Below are 23,184 nucleotides of genomic sequence, written 5' to 3'. Positions count from 1 at the left end.
CTATCGCCCGGCGGTCGCGTCACCGCGGACCAGACCGTTGCCGCCGAAGGTCTCGGCCGGGTCGAACCCGGTCGCCAGGACCTTGTTGTCCGCGTCGACGAAGACGACGTGGGGCTGGAAGGACCTGGCCTCCTCGGTGTCCATCTGGCCGTAGCCGATCAGGATCACCAGGTCACCGGGGTGCACCAGCCTGGCGGCCGCGCCGTTGATCCCGATCACCCCGGAGCCGCGCTCCCCGGCGATCGTGTAGGTCTCCAGGCGGGCGCCGTTGGTGATGTCGACGATGTGGACCAGCTCGCCGGGCAGCAGGTCGGCCGCCTCGAGCAGGTCCTCGTCGACGGTCACCGACCCGACGTAGTGCAGGTCCGCCTGGGTGACGGTGGCGCGGTGGATCTTGCTCTTCATCATCGTGCGGAGCATCAGAGTTCCTCCTGGCGCTGGTCGGGCGCGGACCCGAGGGTGAGGGGCATGTTGTCGATGAGGCGGGTGCCGCCCACACGGGCGGCCACCAGGATCCGGGCCTCGGTGCCGGCCGGTACGTCGGGCGGCAGGTCACCCAGCTCGGGGTCGGTGAGGGCCAGGTAGTCCAGGTCGACGCCGGTCGTGCGCCGCAGCTCCGCCCGGGCCGCGTCGAGCGCGACGTCGGCGCCGTACTCCGCCACCTCCTGGGCGGCCCGCAGGGTCCGGCTGAGCGCGACCGCCTCCTGGCGCGGCTCGTCCTCGAGGTAGCGGTTGCGGCTGGAGAGCGCGAGCCCGTCGGGCTCCCGCTGCGTGGGGGCACCGACGACCGTGACGGGCATGTTGAGGTCCAGCACCATCCGCTTGATCAGCACCAGCTGCTGGTAGTCCTTCTCGCCGAAGACGGCCACGTCGGGGCGGACCAGGCCGAGGAGCTTGGCCACCACGGTCAGCACGCCCCTGAAGTGCCCGGGACGGGTGCTGCCCTCGAGCACCGTGGCCAGCGGCCCCGGCTCGACCGTGACCTGCGGCTCCCCGCCGGGATAGACCTCGTCGACCGACGGCGCGAAGACGACGTCGACGCCCTCGCGCTCACAGACCTTCAGGTCGGCCTCGAGCGTGCGGGGGTAGCGGTCGAGGTCCTCGCCGGCACCGAACTGCAGCGGGTTGACGAAGATCGACACGACCAGCGCACCGTCGGCGACGTGCTCACGCGCGACCCGCATCAGGCTGGCATGGCCCTCGTGGAGCGCGCCCATGGTCGGCACCAGTCCGACCGGGCGCCCCCCGGAGCGGGCCGGGGACAGGATCTCGGCGAGCTCGTCGCGGGTGCGCGCGACCAGCGGTGTGGCACTCATGGCAGCGTCGGTCGCGGGGTCGACCCCGGAGCGGGCGCCTGGGCGTCCACCGACTCGTCGAGGACCCGGCGGATGGCTGCGGCCCGGATCGGCAGCAGCCGGCCGTCGGTCACGGCGCGGTCGACGGTGGCCCGCGCCAGTGCGACGTACGACGCCAGGGTCTGCGGCGCGTTGGCCTCGATGTCCTCGAGGTGTGCCCGGACCGTGTTGACGTCACCGCGGACGATCGGGCCGGTGAGGGCGGCGTCGCCGTGCTCCAGGGCGTTGTCGAGCGCCGCCGCCAGCAGCGGCCGGAGCGTGCCCGCGGGGTCGTCGGCCCCCGCCGCGGTCAGGATCTCCATGGCCTCGGTGACGAGGGTGACCAGGTGGTTGGCGCCGTGTGCGAGCCCGGCGTGGTAGAGCGTGCGCATCTCCTCGGCGACCCACATCGGGCGGCCGCCGAGGTCGGCGACGAGACGCTCGGCGATGGCCCGCTCGCCCGGTCCGGCGGTGAGGCCGAAGACGCAGCCGGACAGGCGCGGGAGGTCCACCGGGGTGCCGGTGAACGTCATCGCCGGGTGCATGGCGACCACGTGGGCACCGGCCGCCGCGGCCGGCTCCAGCACGCCCAGGCCGTGCCGACCGGAGGTGTGCACGACGTACTGCCCCTCGCGGATGGCGCCGCTGGCGCTGAGCATCGTCACGACGTTGGGCAGCATGTCGTCCGGGACCGTCAGCAGCAGCAGGTCGCAGGCGCGGGCGACCGCGGTGGGCTTCGCGTGCCGGGTGCCCGGCAGGAGCTCGGCGATGCGGTGGCGGGAGGCGTCGGACTCGCCCCCGGCGGCCACGACCCGGTGGCCGGCGTCGCGCAGGGCGGCGGCCAGGACGCCGCCGACCCGGCCGGCGCCGATGACGCCGACCCTGAAGGTGGGCGTCGAGGTGGAGCTCTTCATGCGTGAACCCTCCGTTCCAGTCCCTCCGACGCCCTCGGGCGAGGGCCGGTGCGGGTACCGGACGTGTCTCGGTCTGTGCAGTGAACACACACTAGGACGCGGTTGCTTCCCGGGGGAACGGCGTCGCGGTGTGACGAGGGCGACTCCCGCCTCCGTGTTAGCCTCCTGCCTCTGGGGATGGCCGTTTTTCGAACCAGTTGACGCGTCTGCCGGGCTGGTTCATGGGAGGAATTGCGTTGACGGAGATCGAGCCGGAGAACGACTTCGGCGACAGGCGGTACACCTTCTGCATCGCAGGCACCCAGAAGTCCGGGACGAGCACCCTCTCCGCGATGCTCGACAAGCACCGCATGATCCAGCGCGCTCCGAAGAAGGAGATGCACTACTTCGACGACGAGAAGCGCGACTGGGCCAGCGGGGACTTCTCCGACTTCACCGTGCCGGCCAAGCGACCCCGCCCGCAGCTGATGGGCGACGCCACCCCGCTCTACCTGTGGTGGCCGCAGGCCCTCGAGCGGATCCGTGCCTACAACCCCGACATGAAGATCATCGCGATCTTCCGGGACCCCATCGAGCGGCTGTTCTCGCAGTGGGTCATGAACGTCAACCGCTGGCCCGAGGTGGCCCCGGACTGGCCCGAGTTCCTGACCCGCTTCGCGCCCGACGGCCTCGAGGACCACATCCCCGAGGGGGCCAACGTGGACGGCTACCGGATGAACTCCGGTGTCGTGCGCGGCTACTACGGCGCCCAGCTCGAGCGCGCCATCGCGGTGATGGGCGCCGACCAGGTCCACGCCCTGGAGTTCCGCTCGTTCCTCGGCGACTACCGCAACGCGCTCGACAAGATCACCGAGTTCCTCGGCATCCACGCCTTCCGGACCTACCCGACCTCCCGCACTCGATGCCGGGCAAGCCCACCGTGGTGGGCACCACCCCCACGCCCGCGGACATCGCCGGCCTCGTGGAGCGCTACCGGCAGGACTTCGCGGTCTTCAAGAAGCTCTCGGGGCTCGACGTGTCCCAGTGGCCGCTGCAGCGCCTGATCGACGGCGACCTGCAGCCCGACGAGCTGGCTGCGCAGTACGCCAAGAAGGTCGTCGCCCACCCCCAGCACGACTGACCGGCTGAGCCGGTCGGGGGCGACCGACCCCCGTCAGCGGCTGTCGGCCCGGACCGGAACCTCGGGGGCCTCGGCATCGAAGCCCGGCCGCTGGTCGAGCGGGACCGTGACGGGGCGCGGCCGGCGGGGCAGCCAGGCCTGCGTGACGTAGGTGATCACGTGGTCGTAGTCCGCGGGCGCCTCGATCCGGACGACACCCTCGATCTCGTCGGCACGTCCCTCCTTGAGGGCGTGGAAGACCTCCCACTCGCGGAGCTTGCGCATCGTGCGCGGGGTGGCCCCGAAGGCGTCCTGCCCGTCCCAGTGGTCGAACTCGTCGCTGTCGAGGTACTTCAGCTCGACGCACAGGCCCTCGGGGAGGCGCACCCGGCGTGCCTGCCGCGGCACCATCCGCATCTCCCACTCGTAGGCCTTGACGTGGCGGTACTCCTCGCCCATGGGGAAGACGTACTCCTCGACGTTGATCATGTAGACGTCGAGGTAGGCGACCCGCTCGCTCTCCACGAAGAGCGGGTGGCGCGGCATCGCGATGACCGCCTCCACGCTCTCCAGCTGCCAAGAGAGGTCGGCGAAGGTCTCGATCCCCTCCCGGGTCAGCACCATGTCGCCGTCCCACTTCATGGAGTACGACGTGTCCACGTGCGCGAAGGACCAGTTGTAGAAGTAGGCGAGGTTGTGCACCGACGCCTCGGGCGTCGCGAGGTGCTCGGCACCGCACCGGCTCACGTCGAAGGGGTACGCCGTCACGGTCAGGCGCTCGGCGGCGCCGACCTGCTCGGCGACCGCACGGGCCACGTCGGGGGTGCCGTCGTCGGACTGGTTGTCGACGACCACCACGTGCTGGACCGCCTCGAAGAGCGGGGGCAGGACCCAAGGCAGGCTCCGCGCCTCGTTCTTGACCCGCAGCACCGCGGTGACGCCCGGCTTCTGTGCGTGGAAGTCGCGGGGCCACGAGACGTCGAAGTCGTGGCGCTCCTCGAGGTTGGAGAGCTGGAGGTGGTTGTCCGTCATCGCTCACTCACCCCGGTTCTGCAGGCGCCGCTTCACCCGTCCACCGGCGCGCCGGGTCCGCAGGTAGGTCTTGCGCATCGGGGACGCCGCCTCGAAGGCAGCGGCCGCCTCCGCCTCGGCCTGGGCGGCCCGGGCCTGGCGGGTCGCCCGCAGGAACGCCGGGCCGGCCGCGACCACGCTGGAGTTGGCCAGCGCCTCTGCGTCGGAGTAGACGGCCCCGTAGGCACGGCGCAGCTCGTCGAGGGCCGCGTGGACCTCCGGGGTGTCACCCCCGGGCTCGGCGAGCAGGTTGAGCTGGTCCCAAGTGGCCTGCGCGACCTCACGCAGGTTGTCCGGGACCGAGAGGTCGTCCCACGTGGCGCGCACCCGGCGCAGCTGCGGGTCGACGAAGGTGTGGACCTCCTGCATCTTGCCGGTGCCGGCCTCGGCGACCTCCGCGAGGTCGAGCTCCTCGCCGAGCCGCACCACGGTCTTGGTCCAGTCGTCGAGCAGGTCGTGGTAGCGGACGAACGCCCGGGCCGAGCCGCGGGTGGCGCGCTCGGTGCACAGCATCACGTTGGCCCAGCCGGCCAGCCGGCTGATGTCGCCCTGCCGGCCGCCGTAGTAGGCGTTCTTGCTGCCCACCACCTCGGCGGGCGGGCGCAGCATGGTGATGGTGCGCGTCGACGCGCCGGACCGCACCGCGGCCACGCGCCACAGGCCCAGGAACCACGAGATCCGCGGGTCCTTGATCACCAGCGAGTCACTGTGCGCGAACTGCTCCTCGAGCCACGTGGTGAGCTCGGAGCGGTTCAGCTCCCGGGTGCCGGCGCGACCGGCGTCGAACCAGGCACTGGGCCGGGCGTCCGCGGTGTGGACGTTGACGCGCTTGAGCAGCGTCTCGTGGAAGTCGACCACCCAGCGGGGCTCGCCGAAGCCCTTGGGATTGGTCGCGTCGGCGACCACCTCGGGCTCGGGCACGTGCATCCCCATGTGCTTGAGGATCCCCGACATCAGGCTGGTGCCGCTGCGGCCGGAGCCGGCGACCAGCACGACCTTGCGCTGGGCGTCCACCGCACCAGGGGTCGCCGACATCGCCAGGTCCTCATCGGTCAGCTTGTCCGTATCCGCTTCGACCGGAACCTGTTCGAGCATCGACTCGACCTCCATAGACGCAGTCGTGGTGTGTTGACGCAGGAGACACGCGGTGGTGCCGGTGGCTCAGGATAGCCCGAGGGGGCCGTACGAGCCTCACCCAGCCGGTCCCCCCACCTGCCTCCGCCCGGGGCGTCGCCGCGCCCGCGGGACTGGCTAGCATCAGGCCATGCTCCCGGACGACTCGTCACCCCAGACCTCTGTGACCCATCCGGGCACCGCACGCCGCCTGGTCCTCGTCGCCGGCGCCGGCCGCTCGGGAACCAGCACCGTGGCTGGCATCCTGCAGCGCCTCGGGCTGGTGGTGCCGACCCCCGAGGTCCTCACCGACGAGACCAACCCCAAGGGCTTCTCGGAGTCCCAGTGGGTGGTCGACTTCCACGACGACCTGCTCAAGCACGCCAACGTGCAGGTCTCCGACGCCCGTCCCGACGCGTGGACGCGCACCAGCGGTTTCGCGGAGCGCCCCGGGGCCACCCGGGTGCTGACCACCTGGCTCGAGCAGCAGTTCTCCGAGGCCGACGAGCTGCTGATCAAGGATCCGCGGATCTCGTGGTTCCTCCCCCTGTGGACGACGATCGCGCGCCGGGTCGGCGCCGAGCCGTCGTTCATCACGATGCTCCGGCCACCGGCCGAGATCGTGGGCAGCAAGCGCGCCTACTACAACAGCTCGTTGCAGGACGCCCACGGCGTCGCGGCCTGGGTGAACATGCTGCTAAGCACCGAGCGCGCGACCCGCGGCTCCGCCCGGGCCTTCGTCCGCTACCACGACCTGCTCGACGACTGGGCCCCCGTCGTCGAGGGGATCGGCACCGCCCTGGCCCTGCCCGGCCTCCAGGAGCTCGGACCGCAGCAGCGCGCGGCCGTCGGGGGCTTCGTCGACCCGGCCCTGCGCCGGGTCAGCCTGACCTGGGACGACCTCGACCTGCCGGAACGGCTCACCACCATCGCGCGCAGCGCCTGGGAGGCGCTCGACGAGCTGCCCGGCGCGGGCGCGGACACCGACGCCGTGAGCGCGCGCCTCGACGAGGTCTACGAGGAGTACTGCTCCTACTACCTGGAGTCGGAGATGGTCTCGCGCTCCTCGGTCATCGCGGCCCGCGCCCAGGAGCGCGCCCGGCAGGAGTCCGCGGAGGCTCCGGTCACGCCTGCGGCCACCGGGCTCCGGGCGGGCGCAGTCCGCGCGGCGAGGCGCGTCCCGGCTCCGGTGCGCCGCCTGGTCCCGGCCTCGGCCCGGGCCCGGCTCCGGGCCCGGCTCGCTCCGGGCGCGCGGCCGTAGGGTCCGCATGGCGAGCCTGCTGAGCCGGCTGCGGCGGCGCCCGGCCACCGACGGCGCTCCCCCGGCGCTGCTGAGCGTGGTGGTCCCGGCGTACGACGTCGAGGACTACCTCGCCGCCTGCCTCGACAGCATCCTGGACCAGTCCTACCCGGCCCTCGAGGTCGTGGTCGTGGACGACGGGTCGACCGACACGACCGGTGCGGTCGCCGACCGCTACGCCGACCGTGACCCGCGGGTGCGCGTCATCCACCAGGCGAACGCCGGGCTCGGCGCCGCCCGCAACGAGGGGACCCGGCAGAGCACCGGGGCCTACCTCGCCTTCGCGGACAGCGACGACCTGGTCAGCCCGGGGGCCTACGAGCGCCTCGTCGCCAGCCTGGAGGGCAGCGGCTCGGACCTCGCGATCGGCGCGGTCGAGCGCTTCGACGACGACCGCACCTTCATGACTCCCCTCATGCGGGAGAACCACCGCAGCGCCGCCGCGGCGGCGACCATCGAGGACCTCCCGCTGGTGCTGGCCGACGTCTTCGCGTGGAACAAGGTCTACCGGCGCTCGTTCTGGGACGGCGCGGGCCTGGTCTTCCCCGAGGACGTGCGCTACGAGGACCAGCCGGCCCTGACCCGGGCCCTGGTCCAGGCCCGCGCCTTCGACGTGCTGACCGAGCCGGTCTACCGCTGGCGGATCCGCTCCGACGGGTCCTCGATCAGCCAGCAGCGCGCAGACCCGCGCGACCTCGCGGACCGGATCCTGACCAAGCGGTGGAGCACCGAGGTCGTGCGGGAGCGGACCTCGGAGGCGACGCAACGGGTGTGGTTCGCCCGGGTGCTGCCGATCGACATGTGGGAGTACTTCCGCGCCGTGCCGGGCAGCTCCGACGAGTTCTGGGCGATGCTGCGCGCGGGCGTCGGGGAGTTCTGGGGTCCCGACACCGTCCCCTTCGAGGAGACGGCGCTGCCCTGGCGGCAGCGGGTGATGGGCTGGCTGGTCTCGCGCGGCGAACGGTCGTCGCTCGAGGAGTTCCTCGCGTTCGTCGACCTCCACCCCGACGGGCTCCCCCCGGGTCGTCGGGGGCCGCGAGGTCGTCGACCACCCGGTCAGCGACCGGCCGGACCTGCCCGACGCCCTGCGCGCCCCCTGAGCCGGCGGTCCCGCGATGTGGGATGGGCCCCGCCGGTCGGCACCTCCGGCAGGCCGGATCCGGGTGCCGAACGGCGGGGACTACCGGGAGCGCGTCAGGTCAGAGCAGGCCGGCCTGGGTGAGGAACTCGTGCGCCACGTCCTCGGGCTTCTGCCGGTCGACGGCGACATTGGCGTTCAGCTCGGTGAGCTTCTCGGTCGTGAGCGCCGCCATCAGGTCGTTGAGCGGGGCGGCGACGTCGGGGTGTGCCTTCAGGAAGTCCGAGCTGACCGCCGGGATGAGGTTCTGCGCCGGCTGGATCTTCTTGTCGTCGTCGAGCAGCACCAAGCCCTGGGCGTCGAGCGTCCCGTCGGTGGTGCTCGTCTCGCCGAGCTGTGACTCGCCGTCGATCACCGACTTGTAGGTCTGGTCGCTGGCGTAGCCGAGCGGCAGCACCTTGGTGATGTCGATGCCGTAGACGTCCGACAGGCCACCCTCGCAGTCGGGCCGGCCCTCGCAGTCCGGGGCCGCGGCGAGCACGACGCTCTTGCCCTTGAGGTCGGAGAGGGTGCTGACCCCCTCGGAGTCGGCGTAGTCCTTCGAGACGAAGAACGCGTTGGTGTCGGTCGCCTCGGACGGGTTGAGCAGGGTGATGCCCTGCTTGTCGAGGAGGCTCTTGCCCGCCGCGATCGACTGCTGGGCGTCGGAGGTCGTGATCGGCTTGGCGTCGGCGCCGTTCTGGGTGGTGTTGAGGAAGTCGAGGATGCCGCCGACGTACTCGGGGACGACGTCGACGCCCTGCGGGAAGGTCTGCATGTAGACGTCGCGGGTGTCGACCAGCTTCACGTCCGTGGTGTAGCCCGCGTTGGTGAGGACCTCGTCGTACATCGCGGCGACCAGGGCCGCCTCGGGGAAGTTCTGCCCGGAGATGTGGACCGTGCCCTTGTCGCCCGAGGCCGACGGCGAGGCGCTGTCGCTGGCCTTGGAGCTGTTGAGGTCGTTCCCGGCGCACGCGGTGGCGAGGAACAGGGTGCCTACGGAGAGCACCGCGGCGAGTGAGCGTCGTACCTGCATGGCGTCCAACCTTCTGTGTCCCGCGGCCCCCGCCGCGCGTGTCCGGATGCGAGCGGTGACCCGCTCTCAGCTGCCGACAGGCTCGGCCGCTTCAGCCACCCTACGGCGCCCCACCGACTTCGGGTGCCTGCGTCCACGCGACGAGGCCCCCGGAGTGGGGTCCACGGCTCGCTGGACGGTCGCCGCGAACAGCTCGAGGACCAGCGCCACGAGCGCCACGACGATGGCTCCCGCGATGCCCTTGGGGTAGTCGGAGCGGTAGAAGCCGTCGGTGATGACCCGCCCGAGGCCCGGCCCGGCGACGAGCGCCGCGATGGTGGCGGTGGCCCAGACCTGGACCAGCGCGAGCCGGACGCCGGACATGACGAGCGGGAGGGCCAGCGGCAGCTCGACCCGGGTGAACTTCTGGAGCCCCGTCATGCCCATCCCGTCGGCGGCCTGCCGCACGTCGGCGGGGACCTCGCGCACCGCCACGTAGGCGTTGGTGATGAGCGGTGGCAGCGCGAAGAGGGTCAGCGCGATCAGGGTGGCCACGCCCGCGCGGCCGTAGGGGCCGAACGTCCTCACCCCGGGGTGGTCGGCGGTGACCAGGATCGCCAGCAGCGCGAACGTCGGCACCGCGCGCCCGATGTTGGAGATGTTGATGGCCAGGAAGCCGCCCCGGCCGAGGTGGCCCAGCCACAGGGCGACGGGCAGGCCGATCACCATCGCGGCCGCCAGTGCAGTGACGCTGATCAGCAGCTGCTGGACGAGCAGCTGCAGCATGCCGCCCTCGCCCTGCCAGTTCCCCGGGTCGGTCAGGTAGGTCCAGGTGTCGGCGAAGACGTTCATGCCTGCGCTCCCCGGGTCCAGGGGGTGAGCACCCACTGGAGCACGACGATGAGCGCGTCCAGCACGACGGCCAGCACCACGCACAGCACCGAGGCGGTGAACAGCTCGGCGCGGAAGTCGGTGGTCACGCCGTCCTTGATCAGGTTGCCCAACCCGCCGTACGCCACCAGGGAGCCGACCGTGGTCAGCGCGACCGTCGACACCGTCGCCACCCGCAGTCCGGCCATGATCACCGGGAGCGCCAGCGGCAGCTCGACGCGGAACAGCAGCCGACCGGCGCCGTACCCGAGGCCGGTGGCCGACTCGCGCACGTCGTCGGGCACCGAGCGGAGCCCCTCGAGCATGCTGCGCACCAGCACGGTCAGGGCGTAGAGCGCCAGCCCGATGACCACCGTCGTGGCGGTCAGCCCCGTGAACGGCACCAGCAGCGGGAACAGCGCGAGCGAGGGGATCGTGTAGATCCCGGTGCTCACCCCGAGGATCGAGGACTCCAGGCGCGGCAGCCGCCGGGCGAGCAGCGAGAGCGGGAACGCGATCACGACGCCGAGCAGCACCGCGGCGACCGTGATGCCGAGGTGCTGGGTGGTGGCGTCGACGATCTCGCTGCGGTAGTCGTGGAGGTACTGGGTGCAGAACCACTCGTTGGTCAGCCTGCTGTAGCAGCTCGGCTGCCCGGCGGCTGTCGCCTGCGCGAGTAGGGTCACCGCATGGACGTTACCGGCTCCCAGCCGATGATCCGGCTCACCGGGGTCGGGAAGACCTACGACGACGGGACCGTCGCCGTCCGCGAGCTCGACCTGGACATCGGGCGCGGCGAGCTGGTCTGCCTGGTCGGTCCGTCCGGCTGCGGCAAGTCGACGACGCTGAAGATGATCAACCGCCTCATCGAGCCCACGACGGGCGCGATCGAGATCGACGGCGTGGACGTGACGGGCCAGGACCCGGTCAAGCTGCGGCGCGGGATCGGCTACGTCATCCAGCAGGTTGGCCTCTTCCCGCACCAGAAGATCGTCACCAACGTGATGACGGTGCCGCTGCTGTACGGCGAGTCCCGGGCCAAGGCGCGCGCCCGCGCGGAAGAGCTGATGGAGCTCGTCGGCCTCGACCCCGCGACGTACGCCGACCGCTACCCGCACCAGCTCTCCGGCGGCCAGCGCCAGCGCGTCGGGGTGGCGCGCGCGCTGGCCGCGGACCCGCCGGTGCTGCTCATGGACGAGCCCTTCGGGGCGGTCGACCCGGTGGTGCGTGGCCACCTGCAGGCCGAGTTCCTGCGGCTTCAGCGCGAGCTCGGCAAGACCGTCGTGCTGGTGACCCACGACATCGACGAGGCGGTGCGGATGGGCGACCGGGTGGCGATCTTCGCCCAGGGCGGCCGGCTGGCGCAGTACGCGACCCCCGCCGACCTGCTGGGTCGTCCCGCCGACGACTTCGTCGCCGACTTCGTGGGCTCGACCCGGGGCCTGCGCCGGCTCGCGGTGACACCGATCGACCGGGCCCACCTCGAGCCCCTCGACGGCGTCCGCACCGGCGACCTGGGCGCGGCCATCGACCTCGACTCGACCCTCGAGCACGCCCTCGCCGTGCTGCTGAGCGAGGACAAGGCGATGGTGGCGGTCAAGCAGGGTGCCCAGTTCGTGGGGGTGCTCACCCCCAACGGCATCCACCGGGCCCTGCGGGCGTCACTGACCGAGTGAGGACTCGCGGCCCGGCGGTTCTCTCAGCCCTGGTCCGGGTCCACCGGCACATCCCGGTGCCACGACTCGGTGACGTACTTGGTCTTCCAGCCCATCGAGGTGTAGAGCCCGGCGGCGCCGGTCGGTGAGTCCGCGTCGACCTCGAGGCCGACGCGGTCACGGCCCCGGCTGGCGGCGTCGGCGATGATCGTGCGCAGCAGCCCCTTGGCCACGCCACGACCCCGGGCGGCCTCGAGCACGCCGAGGTAGGCGACGTACGACCCGTCGGGACCGGACGAGCTCTCGCTGACGGTCCCGACCAGGGCGCCGACCGGCTGCGGGGTCTCGTCGTCGGTGAGCTCGGCGAGCCACCAGTGGTCCCAGCGGTGCCCCGGGTCCTCGCGGAGCCGGAACAGGAACTCCTCGAAGGTCTCCTCGTAGGAGTTGAAGTGGTCGACGAACGCCGACTCGAGGACCTCGTGCACCTCGCGCAGGTCGGACTCGTCGGGCATCCCGGCACCGGTGCGCCGGACCAGCCGGAAGACGACCCCGTCCTGCTCCCAGTGGTCGGGGGAGCCCGTCAGCGTCGCCTCGTCGGACGTCACCGGCCGGCTCATCTGCCACCAGGTGCGCACCCGCTCGAAGCCCGACCCCTCCAGCCACTGGTGCTGGCGGTCGTCGTCGGCGAAGGCACCGGTGTCGATCTGCTGGACCTCCAGCCCGGCGGGCGGGCACCCACGGCCCTGGCCTGGCCGACCGCCCACTCCACGAGCAGCGCGGAGCACCGGTTGGCGATGTTCTCGGGCAGGTCGCGCTCGACGATGTGCACGAAGAGCATCCGCCCCTCGGGCGGTCGTGGACGCTGCCCCACGCGCGGATCTCCCCGGACTCGTCGCGGACCACGACGTTCTCCCGCATCCGCAGGCCGCGCTCGGAGACCTCCACGAGCACGTCGTCGACGCCCGAGGCGGCCCAGCCGCGCCCGTCGCGCTCGGGGCGCGCAGCAGGTGGGTCAGGCGGGCGACGTCGAACCGGTCAGCGGGTCGGGAGTGCCGACCTCCCACCCCTTCGGCAGACCCGGTTCGGTGCCGAGCTCCGATCGGATGACGAGGTCGGGGTCGCTCTCGAAACGGGAGTCCTCGGGGATCACGAGGCTCGATTCTGCCGTAGGTCCCGGAAATGCGTGGACCCGCCCGCTGGTTGGCGGGCGGGTCGACGTCGTACGGCGTCGGGCCGGCTACCGGTCGGAGGACGCTGTGCGTCGCCGGCGACGGGTCGGCGTCAGGCGTGGCGGCGCGCCGGTGCGGTCTGCCAGGCGAGCAGCTCGGCGCGCAGGACGTCGAGCTCCTGCTCCAGCTCGGCCACGCGGACGATCGCCTCGGCCGCGCGCTGCTCGGCGGACTCCAGACGCTCGTTGGTCTCCGTCCCCTCGCGCTCGGCCACGTCGGCCCGGCGGGCCTCGGAGTTCATCTTCCGGGTCGCCTCGGCGGCGCGCTTCTGGGCCGAGGTCAGCGCCTCCTCGAGGTCGTGGATCGCCGACTCGTGGGCAGCGATGCGCGACTGCATCGTCTCGGCGTACGCCGCGTGCTCGGCCGTGCGGGCCACGGTGAGGTCGCGGTAGGCCTGGGCCTGCTCGGCCCGGTCGCGGGCCGCCTCACGGCGGGTCTCCATCAGCTCGGAGTGGGTGATGCGGGTGGCCGCGGCACCGAGCACGACGCCCACGAGGGCGGCGAGCACGAGCGCGAGCCACGACCCGCTGAGGACGCCGCCGAGGACCAGCAGAGCCGAGATCGCGAGGAGTGCGACAGCGATGGTGAGCCGGACGCTCCGCTGCCGACGACGGGCCTTGGGGGCCCGGCTGGAGGTGGCCGGATTCGACGGGGAAGGCATGAAAGCAGGTTATGTCGTGTCGTCGTCGGAACGGACGCGACACGCACGCTCGAGAAGGACCGCTGTGATAGTGATGGCCGCTCCGGCGGCGGCGGCGGCCAGCGAGCGCCAGGCACGCTGGTCGGCAAGCTCGGCGCCCACGCCCAGCCACGACACGGCGTAGCCCGCGTAGCCGCCGGCCACGAGGGCCCCGACGTACGCGCAGGACCGGGCGAGCAGGAGCCTGTTCACCGCCCGGCGCGGCTCGAGACGCTCGCGGCGCACGTGCACCGTGCGCCAGGTGACCCACGCGGTGGCGCCGACGATCGCGGCGCCGAGGAAGAGTGCGAGCGGCTGCGTCCAGGTGACGACGGGGCGCTGCCGCGGGTCCGTTCGGTGATCGGGTGGATCAGCCAGCCACCGACGAGGCCGACGACGACCCAGGCGGTGAGGGCGCCCGCGGACGTCGGTCGCAGGTGCCCGCCCGACGGCTCCTCGTCGGACGGGTCCGACGTCACTGGATCTCGAGCGTGAGGTCGTCCCGCCGTGAGATCCCGCTGCGATCGGCCTTCTCGAGGAGCTCGGCGATCGGGCCCAGGTCGGGGAACTCCGCCTCCGGCTCGAGGTCGTGCCAGGGCTGCAGGACGAACGCGCGCTCGGCGGCCCGCGGGTGCGGGAGCCGGAGGAAGTCGTCGTCGTTGCGGCGGTCGCCGACCACGATCAGGTCGACATCGAGGGTGCGCGGGGCGTTCCTGACGTCGGTGCGCTCGCGCTCGAAGGCGTCCTCGATGGCCAGGGCACGGTCCATCAGACGGGTGGCGGCCAGCGTGGTGTCGATCAGGACCACGGCGTTCAGGTAGGTCTTGGCCTCGGCGGGGCTCTCGACCGGCTCGGTCTCGTAGACCGGCGAGACGCCGGTGACCCACACGTCGGGAGTGTCCGCGATCGCGTTGACGGCACCCTGGAGGCTGGCCATCCGCTCCCCGAGGTTGGACCCCAGCGCCAGCACCGCCCGACGGATCGGACGCATCTCGCCGGTCAGTGTGTCGGCGTCGATGATGTTCGGGTTGGGGGTCTCAGTCACTTCGCGCCCTCACGTGTTCGGCTGATCGTCAGGGCGACGTCCGCAAACGTCGCCTCGATGGGTGCATCCGGCTTGTGGACCGTGACCCGAGCCCATTCAACACGGAGGTCCAAGAGGCAGACGCCCGCGATGCGCTCGGCAAGGGTCTCGATCAGGTCGACCGGATCTTTCTCAACGGCGGCCTTCACCGCGGCCACGAGACTTCCGTAGTCCACGGTGTCGCGCAAGTCGTCGGATGCCGCCGCGGGGGCGATGTCGAGGCCCAGCACGAGGTCGACCACGAAGGTCTGGCCCTCCCTGCGCTCGAAGTCGAAGACTCCGTGGTGGCCGAAGCACTCGATGCCGAGGACGGCCAGTTCGTCGGTCATGCACTCTCCTGAGGCGTCGGGGTCGGAAGGGTCTGGTGGTGCTCGGCCGCGAGCCGCTCGACGACGGCGAGGGCGTCCCGGCTGGCACGGACGTCGTGCACGCGGATCCCCCAGACGCCCTGCTGGGCGAGGTGGACCGTGACGGCGGTGTTGGCATCCTCACGTCGGTCGACGGGCCGCGGGGAGCCGTCGGGACCGGGCAGCAGGGACCCCAGGAAGGACTTCCGGCTGGCCCCCACGAGCACGGGGTGGCCCAGGGCCTGCACGGCGTCGAGCCCGGCCAGCAGCTGCCAGTTGTGCTCGGCCCGCTTGGCGAAGCCCAGGCCCGGGTCGAGCACGATCCGGTCGGGGGCGATCCCGGCGGCGAGCATGGCCTCGACCCGCTGGGACAGCTCCTCGCAGACCGCAGCGACCACGCCGCCGGCAGCGTCGTACCGCGCGAAGTCGCGCATGTGGTCGCTGTGCGCCCGCCAGTGCATGGCGACGTACGGCGCCCCGGCGGCCGCGACGACCTCGAGCATCCGCGGGTCGGCCAGGCCCCCGGACACGTCGTTGACCATGGTCGCGCCGGCCGCCAGCGAGGCCTCGGCCACGTCGGCGCGCATCGTGTCGACCGAGACCACGGCCCCGTCGGCCGCGAGCGCCCGGATGACCGGGACCACCCGGCCGAGCTCCTCCTCGACCAGCGGCCGCGTCGCGCCCGGGCGGGTGGACTCGCCGCCGATGTCGAGGATGTCGGCCCCGTCGGCCAGCAGGTCGTGGGCGTGCGCGATCGCCGCCCCGGGCTCGACCCACCGCCCGCCGTCGGAGAACGAGTCGGGGGTGACGTTGACGACCCCCATCAGCCGTGGGCGGCCGAGCGGCGCGAGGAGCGGGTCCGGCATCAGTGGCCGCGGTTGATCAGCGCCATCGCCTCGGAGCGGGTGGCGGCCCGGTGCATCATCCCGCGCACCGCGGAGGTGATCGTGCGCGCACCGGCCTTGCGGACACCGCGCATCGTCATGCAGAGGTGCTCCGCCTCGATCACGACGATGACGCCACGCGCCTCCAGGATCTCCATGAGCGCATCGGCGACCTGCGTGGTCAGCCGCTCCTGCACCTGGGGCCGCTTGGCGTAGACGTCGACGAGCCGGGCCAGCTTGGACAGTCCGGTGATCTTGCCGCTCTCGGCCGGGATGTAGCCCACGTGGGCGACGCCGGTGAAGGGCACCAGGTGGTGCTCGCACATCGACCACAGCTCGATGTCGCGGACCAGGACCATCTCGTCGTGCCCGATGTCGAAGGTGGTCGTGAGGACCTCCTCCGGCGTCTGGCGCAGGCCCACGGTCAGCTCGGCGTAGGCGCGCGCGACCCGGTCCGGGGTCTCGCGCAAGCCCTCGCGATCGGGGTCCTCCCCGATCGCGAGGAGCAGCTCACGGACGGCGGCCGCGGCCCGGTCGTGGTCGAACTCCGGCACCTGTTCCGGGGACCGGGTCGCGATGCCGATCGGGTCGGTCATCGAGAGGGCAGGTCCGAGCCGGGGTGCCCACCGGTGGTGCCGGGGTCGCCGTGCACGTCGCCACCCGAGCCGGGGGGCGTGATGATCGCGCCCGCCTCGGCCGGGGCCGACCCGTTAACGGCGGCCCGGTCGCGGATCTCCTGAGGGATCTCCACGGGCGGCAGGGCGGACGGGTTGCGGTCCGGCGACCCGGTCCAGGCGGGCCGGACCGGGCGGCGGCGCAGGGGCGCGAAGACCTCGGCGACCTCGGCCTTGTCCAGCGTCTCCTTGTCGAGGAGCTCGAGCACGAGCCGGTCGAGCACGTCGCGGTTCTCCTCCAGGATGTCGAACGCCTCCTGGTGGGCGGTGGCGAGGAGCTTCTTGGTCTCCTCGTCGACCTTGGCGGCGACGTCCTCGGAGTAGTTGCGCTGGTGACCCAGGTCGCGGCCCAGGAACGGCTCGGAGTTGGACTCCCCGAGCTTGATGGCCCCGAGGCGCTCGGTCATGCCGTACTGCGTCACCATGGCCCGCGCGAGGTTGGTGGCCTTCTCGATGTCGTTGCCGGCGCCGGTGGTCGGGTCGTGGAAGACCATCTCCTCCGCCGCCCGGCCGCCGAGCATGTAGGCCAGCTTGTCGAGCATCTCCGAGCGGGTCTGGGAGTACTTGTCCTCGTCGGGCAGCACCATCGTGTAGCCGAGCGCACGGCCGCGCGGCAGGATCGTGATCTTGTGGACCGGGTCGGTGCCCGGCAGCGCCGCCGCCACCAGGGCGTGGCCGCCCTCGTGGTAGGCGGTGATCAGCTTCTCCTTCTCGCTCATCAGCCGCGAGCTGCGCTGCGGGCCGGCGATGACGCGGTCGATCGCCTCGTCGAGCGCGCGGTTGCCGATCAGCTTCTGGTTCTGCCGGGCGGTGAGCAGGGCCGCCTCGTTGAGCACGTTGGCCAGGTCGGCGCCGGTGAAGCCGGGGGTGCGCCGGGCGATCGACATCAGGTCGATGTCGGGCGCCATCGGCTTGCCGCGCGAGTGGACCTTGAGGATCATGTGGCGGCCGGCCAGGTCGGGGGCGTCGACGCCGATCTGGCGGTCGAAGCGGCCCGGGCGCAGCAGCGCGGGGTCGAGCACGTCGGGGCGGTTGGTGGCCGCGATCAGGATCACGCCACCGCGCACGTCGAAGCCGTCCATCTCGACCAGCAGCTGGTTGAGGGTCTGCTCGCGCTCGTCGTGGCCGCCGCCCATGCCGGCGCCGCGGTGGCGACCGACGGCGTCGATCTCGTCGATGAAGACGATCGCCGGGGCGTTCTCCTTGGCCTGCTCGAACAGGTCGCGCACCCGGGAGGCGCCGACGCCGACGAACATCTCGACGAAGTCGGAGCCGGAGATCGAGTAGAACGGCACGCCGGCCTCACCAGCGACGGCGCGGGCGAGCAGCGTCTTGCCGGTGCCGGGCGGGCCGTAGAGCAGCACGCCCTTGGGGATCTTGGCGCCGACGGCCTGGAACTTCGCCGGCTCCTGGAGGAACTCCTTGATCTCGCCGAGCTCCTCGATGGCCTCGTCACAGCCGGCGACATCGGTGAAGGTCGTCTTCGGCATGTCCTTGGAGATCAGCTTGGCCTTGGACTTGCCGAACTGCATCACGCCACGGCCGCCGCCGCCCTGCATGTTGTTCAGCAGCCACAGGAACACCAGGAAGATCACGACGAACGGCAGCACCGAGAACAGGAAGGACCCGATCAGGCTGGGCTTGGCGATCTTGGAGTTGGACTCCTCGATGGTGCCCTTCGCGACCTGCTGGTTGACCTCCTTGATGATGCCGTTCTGCTGGCCGGCGACCCAGTACGCCGTCACCTTGTCGCCCTCGGAGCGCACGCCGCTGTCCAGGGTGGCCTGGATCTGCTGGTCACCACCGATGAACGTGATGTCCTTGACCTGGCCCTTGGCGATGTACGACTCGAGACTGGACGTGCTGATCTCGTCGTACCCGCCGTTCGGGCTGAGGTACTGCAGGGCGAGGAGGACGCCGACCACGGCGACGACGATCCACAGCCACGGACCCTTGACTATGCGCTTCACAGGCTTCTCTCGACACGGCTCTGCCGTCCGCCCGGACTCATGGGCGGACGATCAACTGAACTGACGACGGTACACAACCTCGACAACGCCCATTCTCGCAGGCAAGTGCCCGAGACGGGGAAGAGATCAGGAGTAGACGTGTGGGGCGAGGGTCCCGATGTCGCGAAGGTTGCGGTAGCGCTCGCGGTAGTCCAGGCCGTAACCGACCACGAACTCGTTCGGGATGTCCCACCCGACGTACTTCACCTCGACCGGCATCTGCAACGCCTCGGGCTTGCGCAGGAGGGTGCAGATCTCGACGCTGGCGGGGCTCCGGGAGCTCAGGTTGGAGGTCAGCCACGACAGGGTGAGCCCGGTGTCGATGATCTCGTCGACGATGACGACGTGTCGGCCCGAGATGTCGGTGTCGAGGTCCTTGAGGATCCGGACCACGCCGCTGGACTTGGTGCCCGACCCGTAGGAGGAGACCGCCATCCAGTCCATCTCGAGGTGGCGGCCGAAGCTGCGGGCCAGGTCGGCCATCACCATGACCGCGCCGCGCAGGATGCCGACGATGAGGAGGTCCTTGCCGTCGTAGTCGGCCTCGATCTCGCGGGCGAGCTCGCCGAGGCGCTCCTGGATCTGGGCCTCGGTGAACAGCACGTTGACGAGGTCTTTCTCGACGTGGGAAGCGTCCATGCACGGAAGCCTAGGGGCAGCCCGCCCGCGGGGTCGTGCCCGACCCCGGTTCAGGCGGCCCGCACGACCTTGAACGTCTCCACGTTGTTGCTGTCCATGAACTGGGACTCCGGGGCTCTGTCGTACCTGGCACGTACGGAGAACTTGCCCGCGGCCAGCCGGGGCAGCCGGAAGGTCACCCGACCGTGGTCCTCGGGGTGCAGGTGCACCATGTGCAGCCAGCGGGACGTGCCCGTGTGCGCGGGGCGCACTCGGGCGACGCGCAGCGAGATGCTGCCGTTCTGCGGCTCAGTGCTCCCCGCACTCATGATCCGGACCCTGACCCTGGCGCGGTCCTGTGTCGTCACGCGCTGCGGCGTGTGGATCTGCACGGCGGTGGGGACGGGTTCATCCCTGCAGCAGTAGCAGGTGACCATGACCGTCGACGTGGCGGCCGACCCGTCCGCGTGACCGGCGAGATGGGCGGTGACGACGGCGCTGAGCTCCTGGCCGCAGTCCTCCCCGGTCGATGAGTACGACGGGCGGTCGCGCCGGCGATCGGGACGCTGCCGCGCATCCACTGGTAGGTGAACGTCAGCCCGTCGGCGTCCCAGGTGCCGTCGCTGACCTGAAGGGTCCCGCCCACGCCGAACGCGCCCGAGACCTCGGGGGCCTCGACGTTCTGCGGCGCCGCACCCAGCACAGTCACCGGCTCCGACGCCGCGGTGCCGTCCGGGCCACCGGGCTGAGAGGCCACGATTTCGACGCTCAGCGCATGCCCCTCGTCAGCGGCGGTCGGGGTGTACTGCTCCCCGGTCCCGGCCTGCTCGCCGTCGACGAACCAGGTGTAGGCGTAGGCGACGTCAGCCGGGTCCCACGTCCCGGGGTCGGCCGAGACGGTCTCCCCCACCGCCACCACGCCCGTGATCGCGGGGCGAGCCGTGTTGGTCGGCGGCCCGTCGGCCGCGTCCGCCGCCGTGGCCCCTGCCAAGACGGTCACCGTCCCGAGCGCGCCGCCACCAGGACAGAACCCACCCGTCGCATTGCTCTCCCCCGCACTCCATGGTCGCGGAGGTCAACCTACTCCTGCTCGCGACGACCATCCGCCGGCGACCCGAAGCCGGGTCAGCGGTCTTGCACGACCTTGAACGTCGTCACGTTGACAGCGTCCATGAACTGGGAGCCGGGCGGGCTGTCGTACTCGGCATGTACGGCGAACTTGCTCACGGCGAGTCGCGGCAACCGGAACGTGACCCGGCTGCGGTCGTCCGGGTGCAGGCGCGCAGTGTGGACCCACCGAGCGTGGACGCGGCGCTTCACGGACGTGACACGCAGGGTGACCGTGCCGGTGCTGGGATTCGCACTGCCCGCGGATTCGATGCGAACCCGGATCTGCGCGCGGTCCTGCGTCGTCACGTGCTCGGGCACGTGTATCCGGACGGCGGTCGGGGCGTCGCACATGCAGTAGTAGCAGGAAACCCTGAATATGGGCGTGGCTGCGACCCCGTCCGCGTGACCTGCCAGATGGGCAGTGACGACGACATCGAGGTCCTGGTTGCAGTCCTCCCAGGTGGATTGGTACGAGGAGCCGGTCGCGCCGGCGATCTGTGTGTCGCCGCGCATCCACTGGTAGGTGAACGTCAGCCCGTCGGCGTCCCAGGTGCCGTCGCTGACCTGAAGGATCCCGCCCACGCCGAACGCGCCCGAGACCTCGGGGGCCTCGACGTTCTGCGGGGCTGCACCCAGCACGGTCACCGGCTCCGAGGTCGCGGTGCCGTCCGGGCCGCCGTGCTGCGAGGCGGACACCTCGACGCTGAGCGCGTGCCCTTCGTCGGCGGCGGTCGGGGTGTACTGCTCGCCGGCCCCCGCCTGCTGGCCGTCGACGAACCAGGTGTAGGCGTAGGTGACGTCGGCCGGGTCCCACGTCCCGGGGTCGGCGGTGACGGTCTTCCCCACCGCCACCACACCCGTGATCGCGGGGCGAGCCGTGTTGGTCGGCGGCCCGTCGGCCGCGTCCGCCGTCGTGGCCCCTGCCAGGACGGACACCGCCGAGCAGCGCCGCCACCAGGACAGAACCCACCCGCCGCATTGCTCTCCCCCGTCACTCCATGGTTGCGGAGGTCAACCTACTCCTGCGCAAGCACCTCGCGGTGAACACCAGCAGTCCCGCGCTGCGCCCGGCACCGCAGGTGGCCGGGCAGGTCGATCCACTTCTGTCCGTGCCAGTCGGTGACGAGGGCGTCCAGGGCCAGCACGTGGTCGTGGAACAGCTCCGAGGCGGGCGACCCGGCCGCCAGGGCGGCCAACCGGAGCACCCGCCGTCGCACGGGCGCGGGCAGCAGCGCGAGACGGTCGGCCGGCAGCGAGCCCTCGTCGGTGCGCAGTCGCTCCCAGTCGGCCTCGGCCAGGTCGTCGAGCAGGTCCACGTCGTCGCGGACCTGCTCGGCGGTGCGGGCCAGGGCCTCGGCGACGCCGGGTCCCAGCTCGCGCTCGAGCAGGGGCAGCACGGTCTCGCGCACCCGCACCCGGGTGAAGCCGGGGTCGTGGTTGTGGGGGTCGTCCCAGTAGTCGATGCCCTCGACCTGGCAGGCGGTGACCGTGTCGGCGCGAGCGACGTCGAGCAGCGGTCGGCGGTAGTGGTCGAAGGAGCGGCGCATGCCGGCGAGGGACCGGCCGCCGGACCCCCGGGTGAGGCCGAGCAGCACCGTCTCGGCCTGGTCGTCACGGGTGTGGCCGAGCAGGACCGCGACCGCACCGGTGTGCTCGGCGACCTGTTCGAGGACGGCGTACCTCGCCCGCCGCGCCGCCGCCTCGGGACCCAGGCCTCCGCCCTCCACCTGCACCCGGGCCGTGAGCGTCTCATCCGCCCCCAGCGCCGCCATCTGGGCCACGACGCGGTCCGCGTGCGCCGCCGAGCCCGGCTGCAGCCCGTGGTCCACGGTGGCGCCGACGACGCGCAGCGAGCCCGTCCTCGCCTCGAAGACGGTCGCCGCGAGCAGCGCCAGCGAGTCCGCGCCACCGGAGCACGCCACCACGACCGTGCTGCCCGGCTCGAGGTCCGCCAGGCACCGGCGTACGCCGCGGCGTACGGCCGCGACGGCCGGGTGCAGGCTCACAGCACCCGGGACACCCAGGCCGCGGGCTCGCCGATCTCGGCCTTGGTGGGGAGGTTCTCGGGGCGGTCCCACACCGCGTTGAACTCGTGCATGCCGACCTTGCCCACCACACCGCGGACGAACGCCGCGCCGTCGCGGTACTGCGCCATCTTCGCGTCCAGGCCGAGCAGGCGGCGCAGCACGCGGTCCAGGGGACCCACGCCCTTGCGGCGGCGGTCGAAGCTGCGCCGGATCTCGGCGACCGTCGGGATCACGGTCGGCCCCACGCCGTCCATGACCACGTCTGCATGGCCCTCGAGCAGCGACATCACGCCGGTGACGCGCTCGATGATCTCCTTCTGCTCAGGCGTCCCGATCGCGTCGATCAGGCTGGATCCGCCGCCGCCCTTGATGGCCTCCGTCACGCGCTTGAGGCCGTCGTCGAGGAGCTTGGTGGGCTCGAGCGTCTCGGCGATCTGCTGCATCTCACCGAAGAGGTGGTCGCGCATCCAGGGCACCGCCGTGAACTGCACCCGGTGGGTCTCCTCGTGCAGGCACACCCACAGCCGGAAGTCGCGGGGCAGGGCGTCGAGCTCCCGCTCGACGTGCACGATGTTGGGCGCGACCAGGAGCAGTCGACCCGCGGGCCCGAAGAACGGGTCGAACTGGCCGAGCACCTTGCCGGCGAGGAAGCCGAGCAGGCCGCCCACCTCCGCACCGGTGATCTTCGACCCGACCGCGAGCGCGACGCCGCTGGGCTGCCCCTTCTTCGCGGCGAGCTGCTCGATCACCGGCCCGAGGATGGTGGCGAAGCTGTCGGCGTTGGCCTGGATCCAGCCCGGCCGGTCGACGACCACGACGGGCGCGGTCCGCTCCTCGGCCACCAGGCCGGTGAACTCGCGGACCAGGCCGGTGGACCGGTTCGCGCCGGCGCGCAGCTCGGCCACGGCCGCTGCTGCCTCGTCCGGACTGACCCGGGGCCCGTCGCCGGCCACGCGGGAGCCGAGCGAGACCGCGAGGTCCCAGTCGACCATGGCCGAAGCCGGGTTGTTCGTCATGGCTCGACCGTACCCACGT

26 protein-coding genes are annotated in these 23,184 nt (G+C 71.8%); 4 read left to right on the top strand and 22 right to left on the bottom strand.

Annotated elements, in window-relative coordinates:
• Genes panD through H0S67_RS02765 form a run of 3 tightly spaced genes read right to left on the bottom strand, consistent with a single transcriptional unit; the run spans position 1 to position 2,248 of the window.
• Positions 1-420 carry an aspartate 1-decarboxylase gene (gene panD, locus H0S67_RS02775; RefSeq protein WP_180935356.1) on the bottom strand — a complete coding sequence of 140 codons (420 nt, stop codon included), beginning with the start codon at positions 418-420 and terminating at the stop codon, positions 1-3.
• Positions 420-1,316, bottom strand: coding sequence for a pantoate--beta-alanine ligase (gene panC, locus H0S67_RS02770; protein ID WP_180935355.1), 897 nt, complete (start codon positions 1,314-1,316; stop codon positions 420-422). Before panC ends, panD begins: the two co-directional genes overlap by 1 nt.
• Positions 1,313-2,248 carry a Rossmann-like and DUF2520 domain-containing protein gene (locus tag H0S67_RS02765; protein WP_180935354.1) on the bottom strand — a complete coding sequence of 312 codons (936 nt, stop codon included), beginning with the start codon at positions 2,246-2,248 and terminating at the stop codon, positions 1,313-1,315. The genes panC and H0S67_RS02765 overlap by 4 nt, the downstream gene beginning before the upstream one ends.
• A gap of 236 nt (positions 2,249-2,484) precedes the next feature.
• Between H0S67_RS02765 and H0S67_RS02760 the strand changes: the two genes are divergently transcribed.
• Positions 2,485-3,291: a sulfotransferase family protein gene (locus H0S67_RS02760; RefSeq protein WP_180935353.1), complete on the top strand. Its 807-nt coding sequence runs from the start codon at positions 2,485-2,487 to the stop codon at positions 3,289-3,291.
• Positions 3,292-3,401: 110 nt separating this feature from the next.
• On the opposite strand, the gene H0S67_RS02755 is transcribed toward H0S67_RS02760, so the two are convergent.
• Both H0S67_RS02755 and H0S67_RS02750 read right to left on the bottom strand, forming a co-directional pair.
• On the bottom strand, positions 3,402-4,379 hold the full coding sequence (locus tag H0S67_RS02755) for a glycosyltransferase family 2 protein (RefSeq protein ID WP_180935352.1): 978 nt from the start codon (positions 4,377-4,379) through the stop codon (positions 3,402-3,404).
• A gap of 3 nt (positions 4,380-4,382) precedes the next feature.
• Positions 4,383-5,453, bottom strand: coding sequence for a sulfotransferase family protein (locus H0S67_RS02750; RefSeq protein ID WP_180935351.1), 1,071 nt, complete (start codon positions 5,451-5,453; stop codon positions 4,383-4,385).
• A 229-nt stretch (positions 5,454-5,682) separates the two neighbouring features.
• Here H0S67_RS02750 and H0S67_RS02745 point away from each other — a divergent pair, with 229 nt between their 5' ends.
• On the top strand, positions 5,683-6,792 hold the full coding sequence (locus H0S67_RS02745; protein ID WP_180935350.1) for a sulfotransferase family protein: 1,110 nt from the start codon (positions 5,683-5,685) through the stop codon (positions 6,790-6,792).
• Between the two features lie 7 nt (positions 6,793-6,799).
• The gene (locus H0S67_RS02740) at positions 6,800-8,053 is read left to right on the top strand and encodes a glycosyltransferase family 2 protein (RefSeq protein ID WP_180935349.1); all 1,254 of its coding nucleotides are present in this window, start codon (positions 6,800-6,802) and stop codon (positions 8,051-8,053) included.
• Here H0S67_RS02740 and H0S67_RS02735 read toward each other — a convergent pair.
• The 3 genes from H0S67_RS02735 to H0S67_RS02725 all read right to left on the bottom strand — a co-directional run bounded on the left by H0S67_RS02735 (position 8,031) and on the right by H0S67_RS02725 (position 10,519).
• Entirely contained in the window at positions 8,031-8,984 is a 954-nt protein-coding gene (locus tag H0S67_RS02735) for an ABC transporter substrate-binding protein (RefSeq protein ID WP_180935348.1), read from the bottom strand. The genes H0S67_RS02740 and H0S67_RS02735 overlap by 23 nt on opposite strands.
• A gap of 66 nt (positions 8,985-9,050) precedes the next feature.
• Positions 9,051-9,815, bottom strand: a complete 765-nt coding sequence (locus H0S67_RS02730) for an ABC transporter permease (protein WP_180935347.1) — start codon at positions 9,813-9,815, stop codon at positions 9,051-9,053.
• Positions 9,812-10,519, bottom strand: coding sequence for an ABC transporter permease (locus H0S67_RS02725; protein WP_180935346.1), 708 nt, complete (start codon positions 10,517-10,519; stop codon positions 9,812-9,814). The genes H0S67_RS02730 and H0S67_RS02725 overlap by 4 nt, the downstream gene beginning before the upstream one ends.
• 3 nt (positions 10,520-10,522) lie before the next feature.
• Between H0S67_RS02725 and H0S67_RS02720 the strand changes: the two genes are divergently transcribed.
• Positions 10,523-11,509, top strand: coding sequence for an ABC transporter ATP-binding protein (locus tag H0S67_RS02720; protein ID WP_425489871.1), 987 nt, complete (start codon positions 10,523-10,525; stop codon positions 11,507-11,509).
• 23 nt (positions 11,510-11,532) lie between these two features.
• Here the strand turns inward: H0S67_RS02720 and H0S67_RS02715 are convergent, their stop codons facing one another.
• From H0S67_RS02715 to H0S67_RS02650, 14 genes are all read right to left on the bottom strand, one after another.
• On the bottom strand, positions 11,533-12,273 hold the full coding sequence (locus H0S67_RS02715) for a GNAT family N-acetyltransferase (protein WP_246355067.1): 741 nt from the start codon (positions 12,271-12,273) through the stop codon (positions 11,533-11,535).
• A gap of 496 nt (positions 12,274-12,769) precedes the next feature.
• Positions 12,770-13,378 carry a hypothetical protein gene (locus tag H0S67_RS02710; protein ID WP_180935345.1) on the bottom strand — a complete coding sequence of 203 codons (609 nt, stop codon included), beginning with the start codon at positions 13,376-13,378 and terminating at the stop codon, positions 12,770-12,772.
• Positions 13,379-13,387: 9 nt separating this feature from the next.
• Positions 13,388-13,684 carry a DUF3180 domain-containing protein gene (locus tag H0S67_RS24260; protein WP_246355318.1) on the bottom strand — a complete coding sequence of 99 codons (297 nt, stop codon included), beginning with the start codon at positions 13,682-13,684 and terminating at the stop codon, positions 13,388-13,390.
• 187 nt (positions 13,685-13,871) lie between these two features.
• The gene (folK, locus tag H0S67_RS02700) at positions 13,872-14,441 is read right to left on the bottom strand and encodes a 2-amino-4-hydroxy-6-hydroxymethyldihydropteridine diphosphokinase (RefSeq protein ID WP_180935344.1); all 570 of its coding nucleotides are present in this window, start codon (positions 14,439-14,441) and stop codon (positions 13,872-13,874) included.
• A complete protein-coding gene (folB, locus tag H0S67_RS02695) occupies positions 14,438-14,809 on the bottom strand; it encodes a dihydroneopterin aldolase (RefSeq protein ID WP_180935343.1) in 372 nt (123 codons plus the stop codon). Before folB ends, folK begins: the two co-directional genes overlap by 4 nt.
• Entirely contained in the window at positions 14,806-15,693 is an 888-nt protein-coding gene (gene folP, locus H0S67_RS02690; protein WP_180935342.1) for a dihydropteroate synthase, read from the bottom strand. Before folP ends, folB begins: the two co-directional genes overlap by 4 nt.
• Complete coding sequence (gene folE / locus H0S67_RS02685; protein WP_180935341.1) at positions 15,693-16,307, bottom strand: GTP cyclohydrolase I FolE; 615 nt, start codon at positions 16,305-16,307, stop codon at positions 15,693-15,695. The genes folP and folE overlap by 1 nt, the downstream gene beginning before the upstream one ends.
• A complete protein-coding gene (gene ftsH / locus H0S67_RS02680) occupies positions 16,304-18,355 on the bottom strand; it encodes an ATP-dependent zinc metalloprotease FtsH (protein ID WP_180935340.1) in 2,052 nt (683 codons plus the stop codon). Before ftsH ends, folE begins: the two co-directional genes overlap by 4 nt.
• A gap of 126 nt (positions 18,356-18,481) precedes the next feature.
• Positions 18,482-19,033 (bottom strand): hypoxanthine phosphoribosyltransferase, encoded by a 552-nt coding sequence (hpt, locus tag H0S67_RS02675; RefSeq protein ID WP_180935339.1) that lies wholly within the window; start codon positions 19,031-19,033, stop codon positions 18,482-18,484.
• Positions 19,034-19,083: 50 nt separating this feature from the next.
• On the bottom strand, positions 19,084-19,341 hold the full coding sequence (locus tag H0S67_RS02670; RefSeq protein WP_180935338.1) for a hypothetical protein: 258 nt from the start codon (positions 19,339-19,341) through the stop codon (positions 19,084-19,086).
• A 35-nt stretch (positions 19,342-19,376) separates the two neighbouring features.
• Positions 19,377-20,012 carry a hypothetical protein gene (locus tag H0S67_RS02665; protein WP_180935337.1) on the bottom strand — a complete coding sequence of 212 codons (636 nt, stop codon included), beginning with the start codon at positions 20,010-20,012 and terminating at the stop codon, positions 19,377-19,379.
• A 125-nt stretch (positions 20,013-20,137) separates the two neighbouring features.
• The gene (locus H0S67_RS02660) at positions 20,138-21,058 is read right to left on the bottom strand and encodes a hypothetical protein (RefSeq protein ID WP_180935336.1); all 921 of its coding nucleotides are present in this window, start codon (positions 21,056-21,058) and stop codon (positions 20,138-20,140) included.
• 80 nt (positions 21,059-21,138) lie between these two features.
• Positions 21,139-22,128: a tRNA lysidine(34) synthetase TilS gene (gene tilS / locus H0S67_RS02655; protein WP_180935335.1), complete on the bottom strand. Its 990-nt coding sequence runs from the start codon at positions 22,126-22,128 to the stop codon at positions 21,139-21,141.
• Entirely contained in the window at positions 22,125-23,165 is a 1,041-nt protein-coding gene (locus H0S67_RS02650) for a zinc-dependent metalloprotease (RefSeq protein WP_246355066.1), read from the bottom strand. Before H0S67_RS02650 ends, tilS begins: the two co-directional genes overlap by 4 nt.
• Between the last annotated feature and the right edge of the window lie 19 nt (positions 23,166-23,184).

Source organism: Nocardioides ungokensis (assembly GCF_013466985.1).
Lineage (GTDB): Bacteria > Actinomycetota > Actinomycetes > Propionibacteriales > Nocardioidaceae > Nocardioides > Nocardioides ungokensis.
This window is presented reverse-complemented; position numbering and strand designations above follow the sequence as displayed.

Excerpts from the sequence above, each read along its gene's own strand:
- H0S67_RS02710 (WP_180935345.1), bottom strand. The coding sequence starts at position 13,378 with ATGCCTTCCCCGTCGAATCCGGCCACCTCCAGCCGGGCCCCCAAGGCC.
- H0S67_RS02755 (WP_180935352.1), bottom strand. The coding sequence starts at position 4,379 with ATGACGGACAACCACCTCCAGCTCTCCAACCTCGAGGAGCGCCACGAC.
- H0S67_RS02740 (WP_180935349.1), top strand. The coding sequence starts at position 6,800 with ATGGCGAGCCTGCTGAGCCGGCTGCGGCGGCGCCCGGCCACCGACGGC.
- H0S67_RS02670 (WP_180935338.1), bottom strand. The coding sequence starts at position 19,341 with ATGAGTGCGGGGAGCACTGAGCCGCAGAACGGCAGCATCTCGCTGCGC.
- H0S67_RS02730 (WP_180935347.1), bottom strand. The coding sequence starts at position 9,815 with ATGAACGTCTTCGCCGACACCTGGACCTACCTGACCGACCCGGGGAAC.
- folB (WP_180935343.1), bottom strand. The coding sequence starts at position 14,809 with ATGACCGACGAACTGGCCGTCCTCGGCATCGAGTGCTTCGGCCACCAC.
- H0S67_RS02650 (WP_246355066.1), bottom strand. The coding sequence starts at position 23,165 with ATGACGAACAACCCGGCTTCGGCCATGGTCGACTGGGACCTCGCGGTC.
- panD (WP_180935356.1), bottom strand. The coding sequence starts at position 420 with ATGCTCCGCACGATGATGAAGAGCAAGATCCACCGCGCCACCGTCACC.
- H0S67_RS02735 (WP_180935348.1), bottom strand. The coding sequence starts at position 8,984 with ATGCAGGTACGACGCTCACTCGCCGCGGTGCTCTCCGTAGGCACCCTG.
- H0S67_RS02720 (WP_425489871.1), top strand. The coding sequence starts at position 10,523 with ATGGACGTTACCGGCTCCCAGCCGATGATCCGGCTCACCGGGGTCGGG.
- folP (WP_180935342.1), bottom strand. The coding sequence starts at position 15,693 with ATGCCGGACCCGCTCCTCGCGCCGCTCGGCCGCCCACGGCTGATGGGG.
- H0S67_RS02750 (WP_180935351.1), bottom strand. The coding sequence starts at position 5,453 with ATGTCGGCGACCCCTGGTGCGGTGGACGCCCAGCGCAAGGTCGTGCTG.
- H0S67_RS02745 (WP_180935350.1), top strand. The coding sequence starts at position 5,683 with ATGCTCCCGGACGACTCGTCACCCCAGACCTCTGTGACCCATCCGGGC.
- folE (WP_180935341.1), bottom strand. The coding sequence starts at position 16,307 with ATGACCGACCCGATCGGCATCGCGACCCGGTCCCCGGAACAGGTGCCG.
- H0S67_RS02765 (WP_180935354.1), bottom strand. The coding sequence starts at position 2,248 with ATGAAGAGCTCCACCTCGACGCCCACCTTCAGGGTCGGCGTCATCGGC.
- panC (WP_180935355.1), bottom strand. The coding sequence starts at position 1,316 with ATGAGTGCCACACCGCTGGTCGCGCGCACCCGCGACGAGCTCGCCGAG.
- hpt (WP_180935339.1), bottom strand. The coding sequence starts at position 19,033 with ATGGACGCTTCCCACGTCGAGAAAGACCTCGTCAACGTGCTGTTCACC.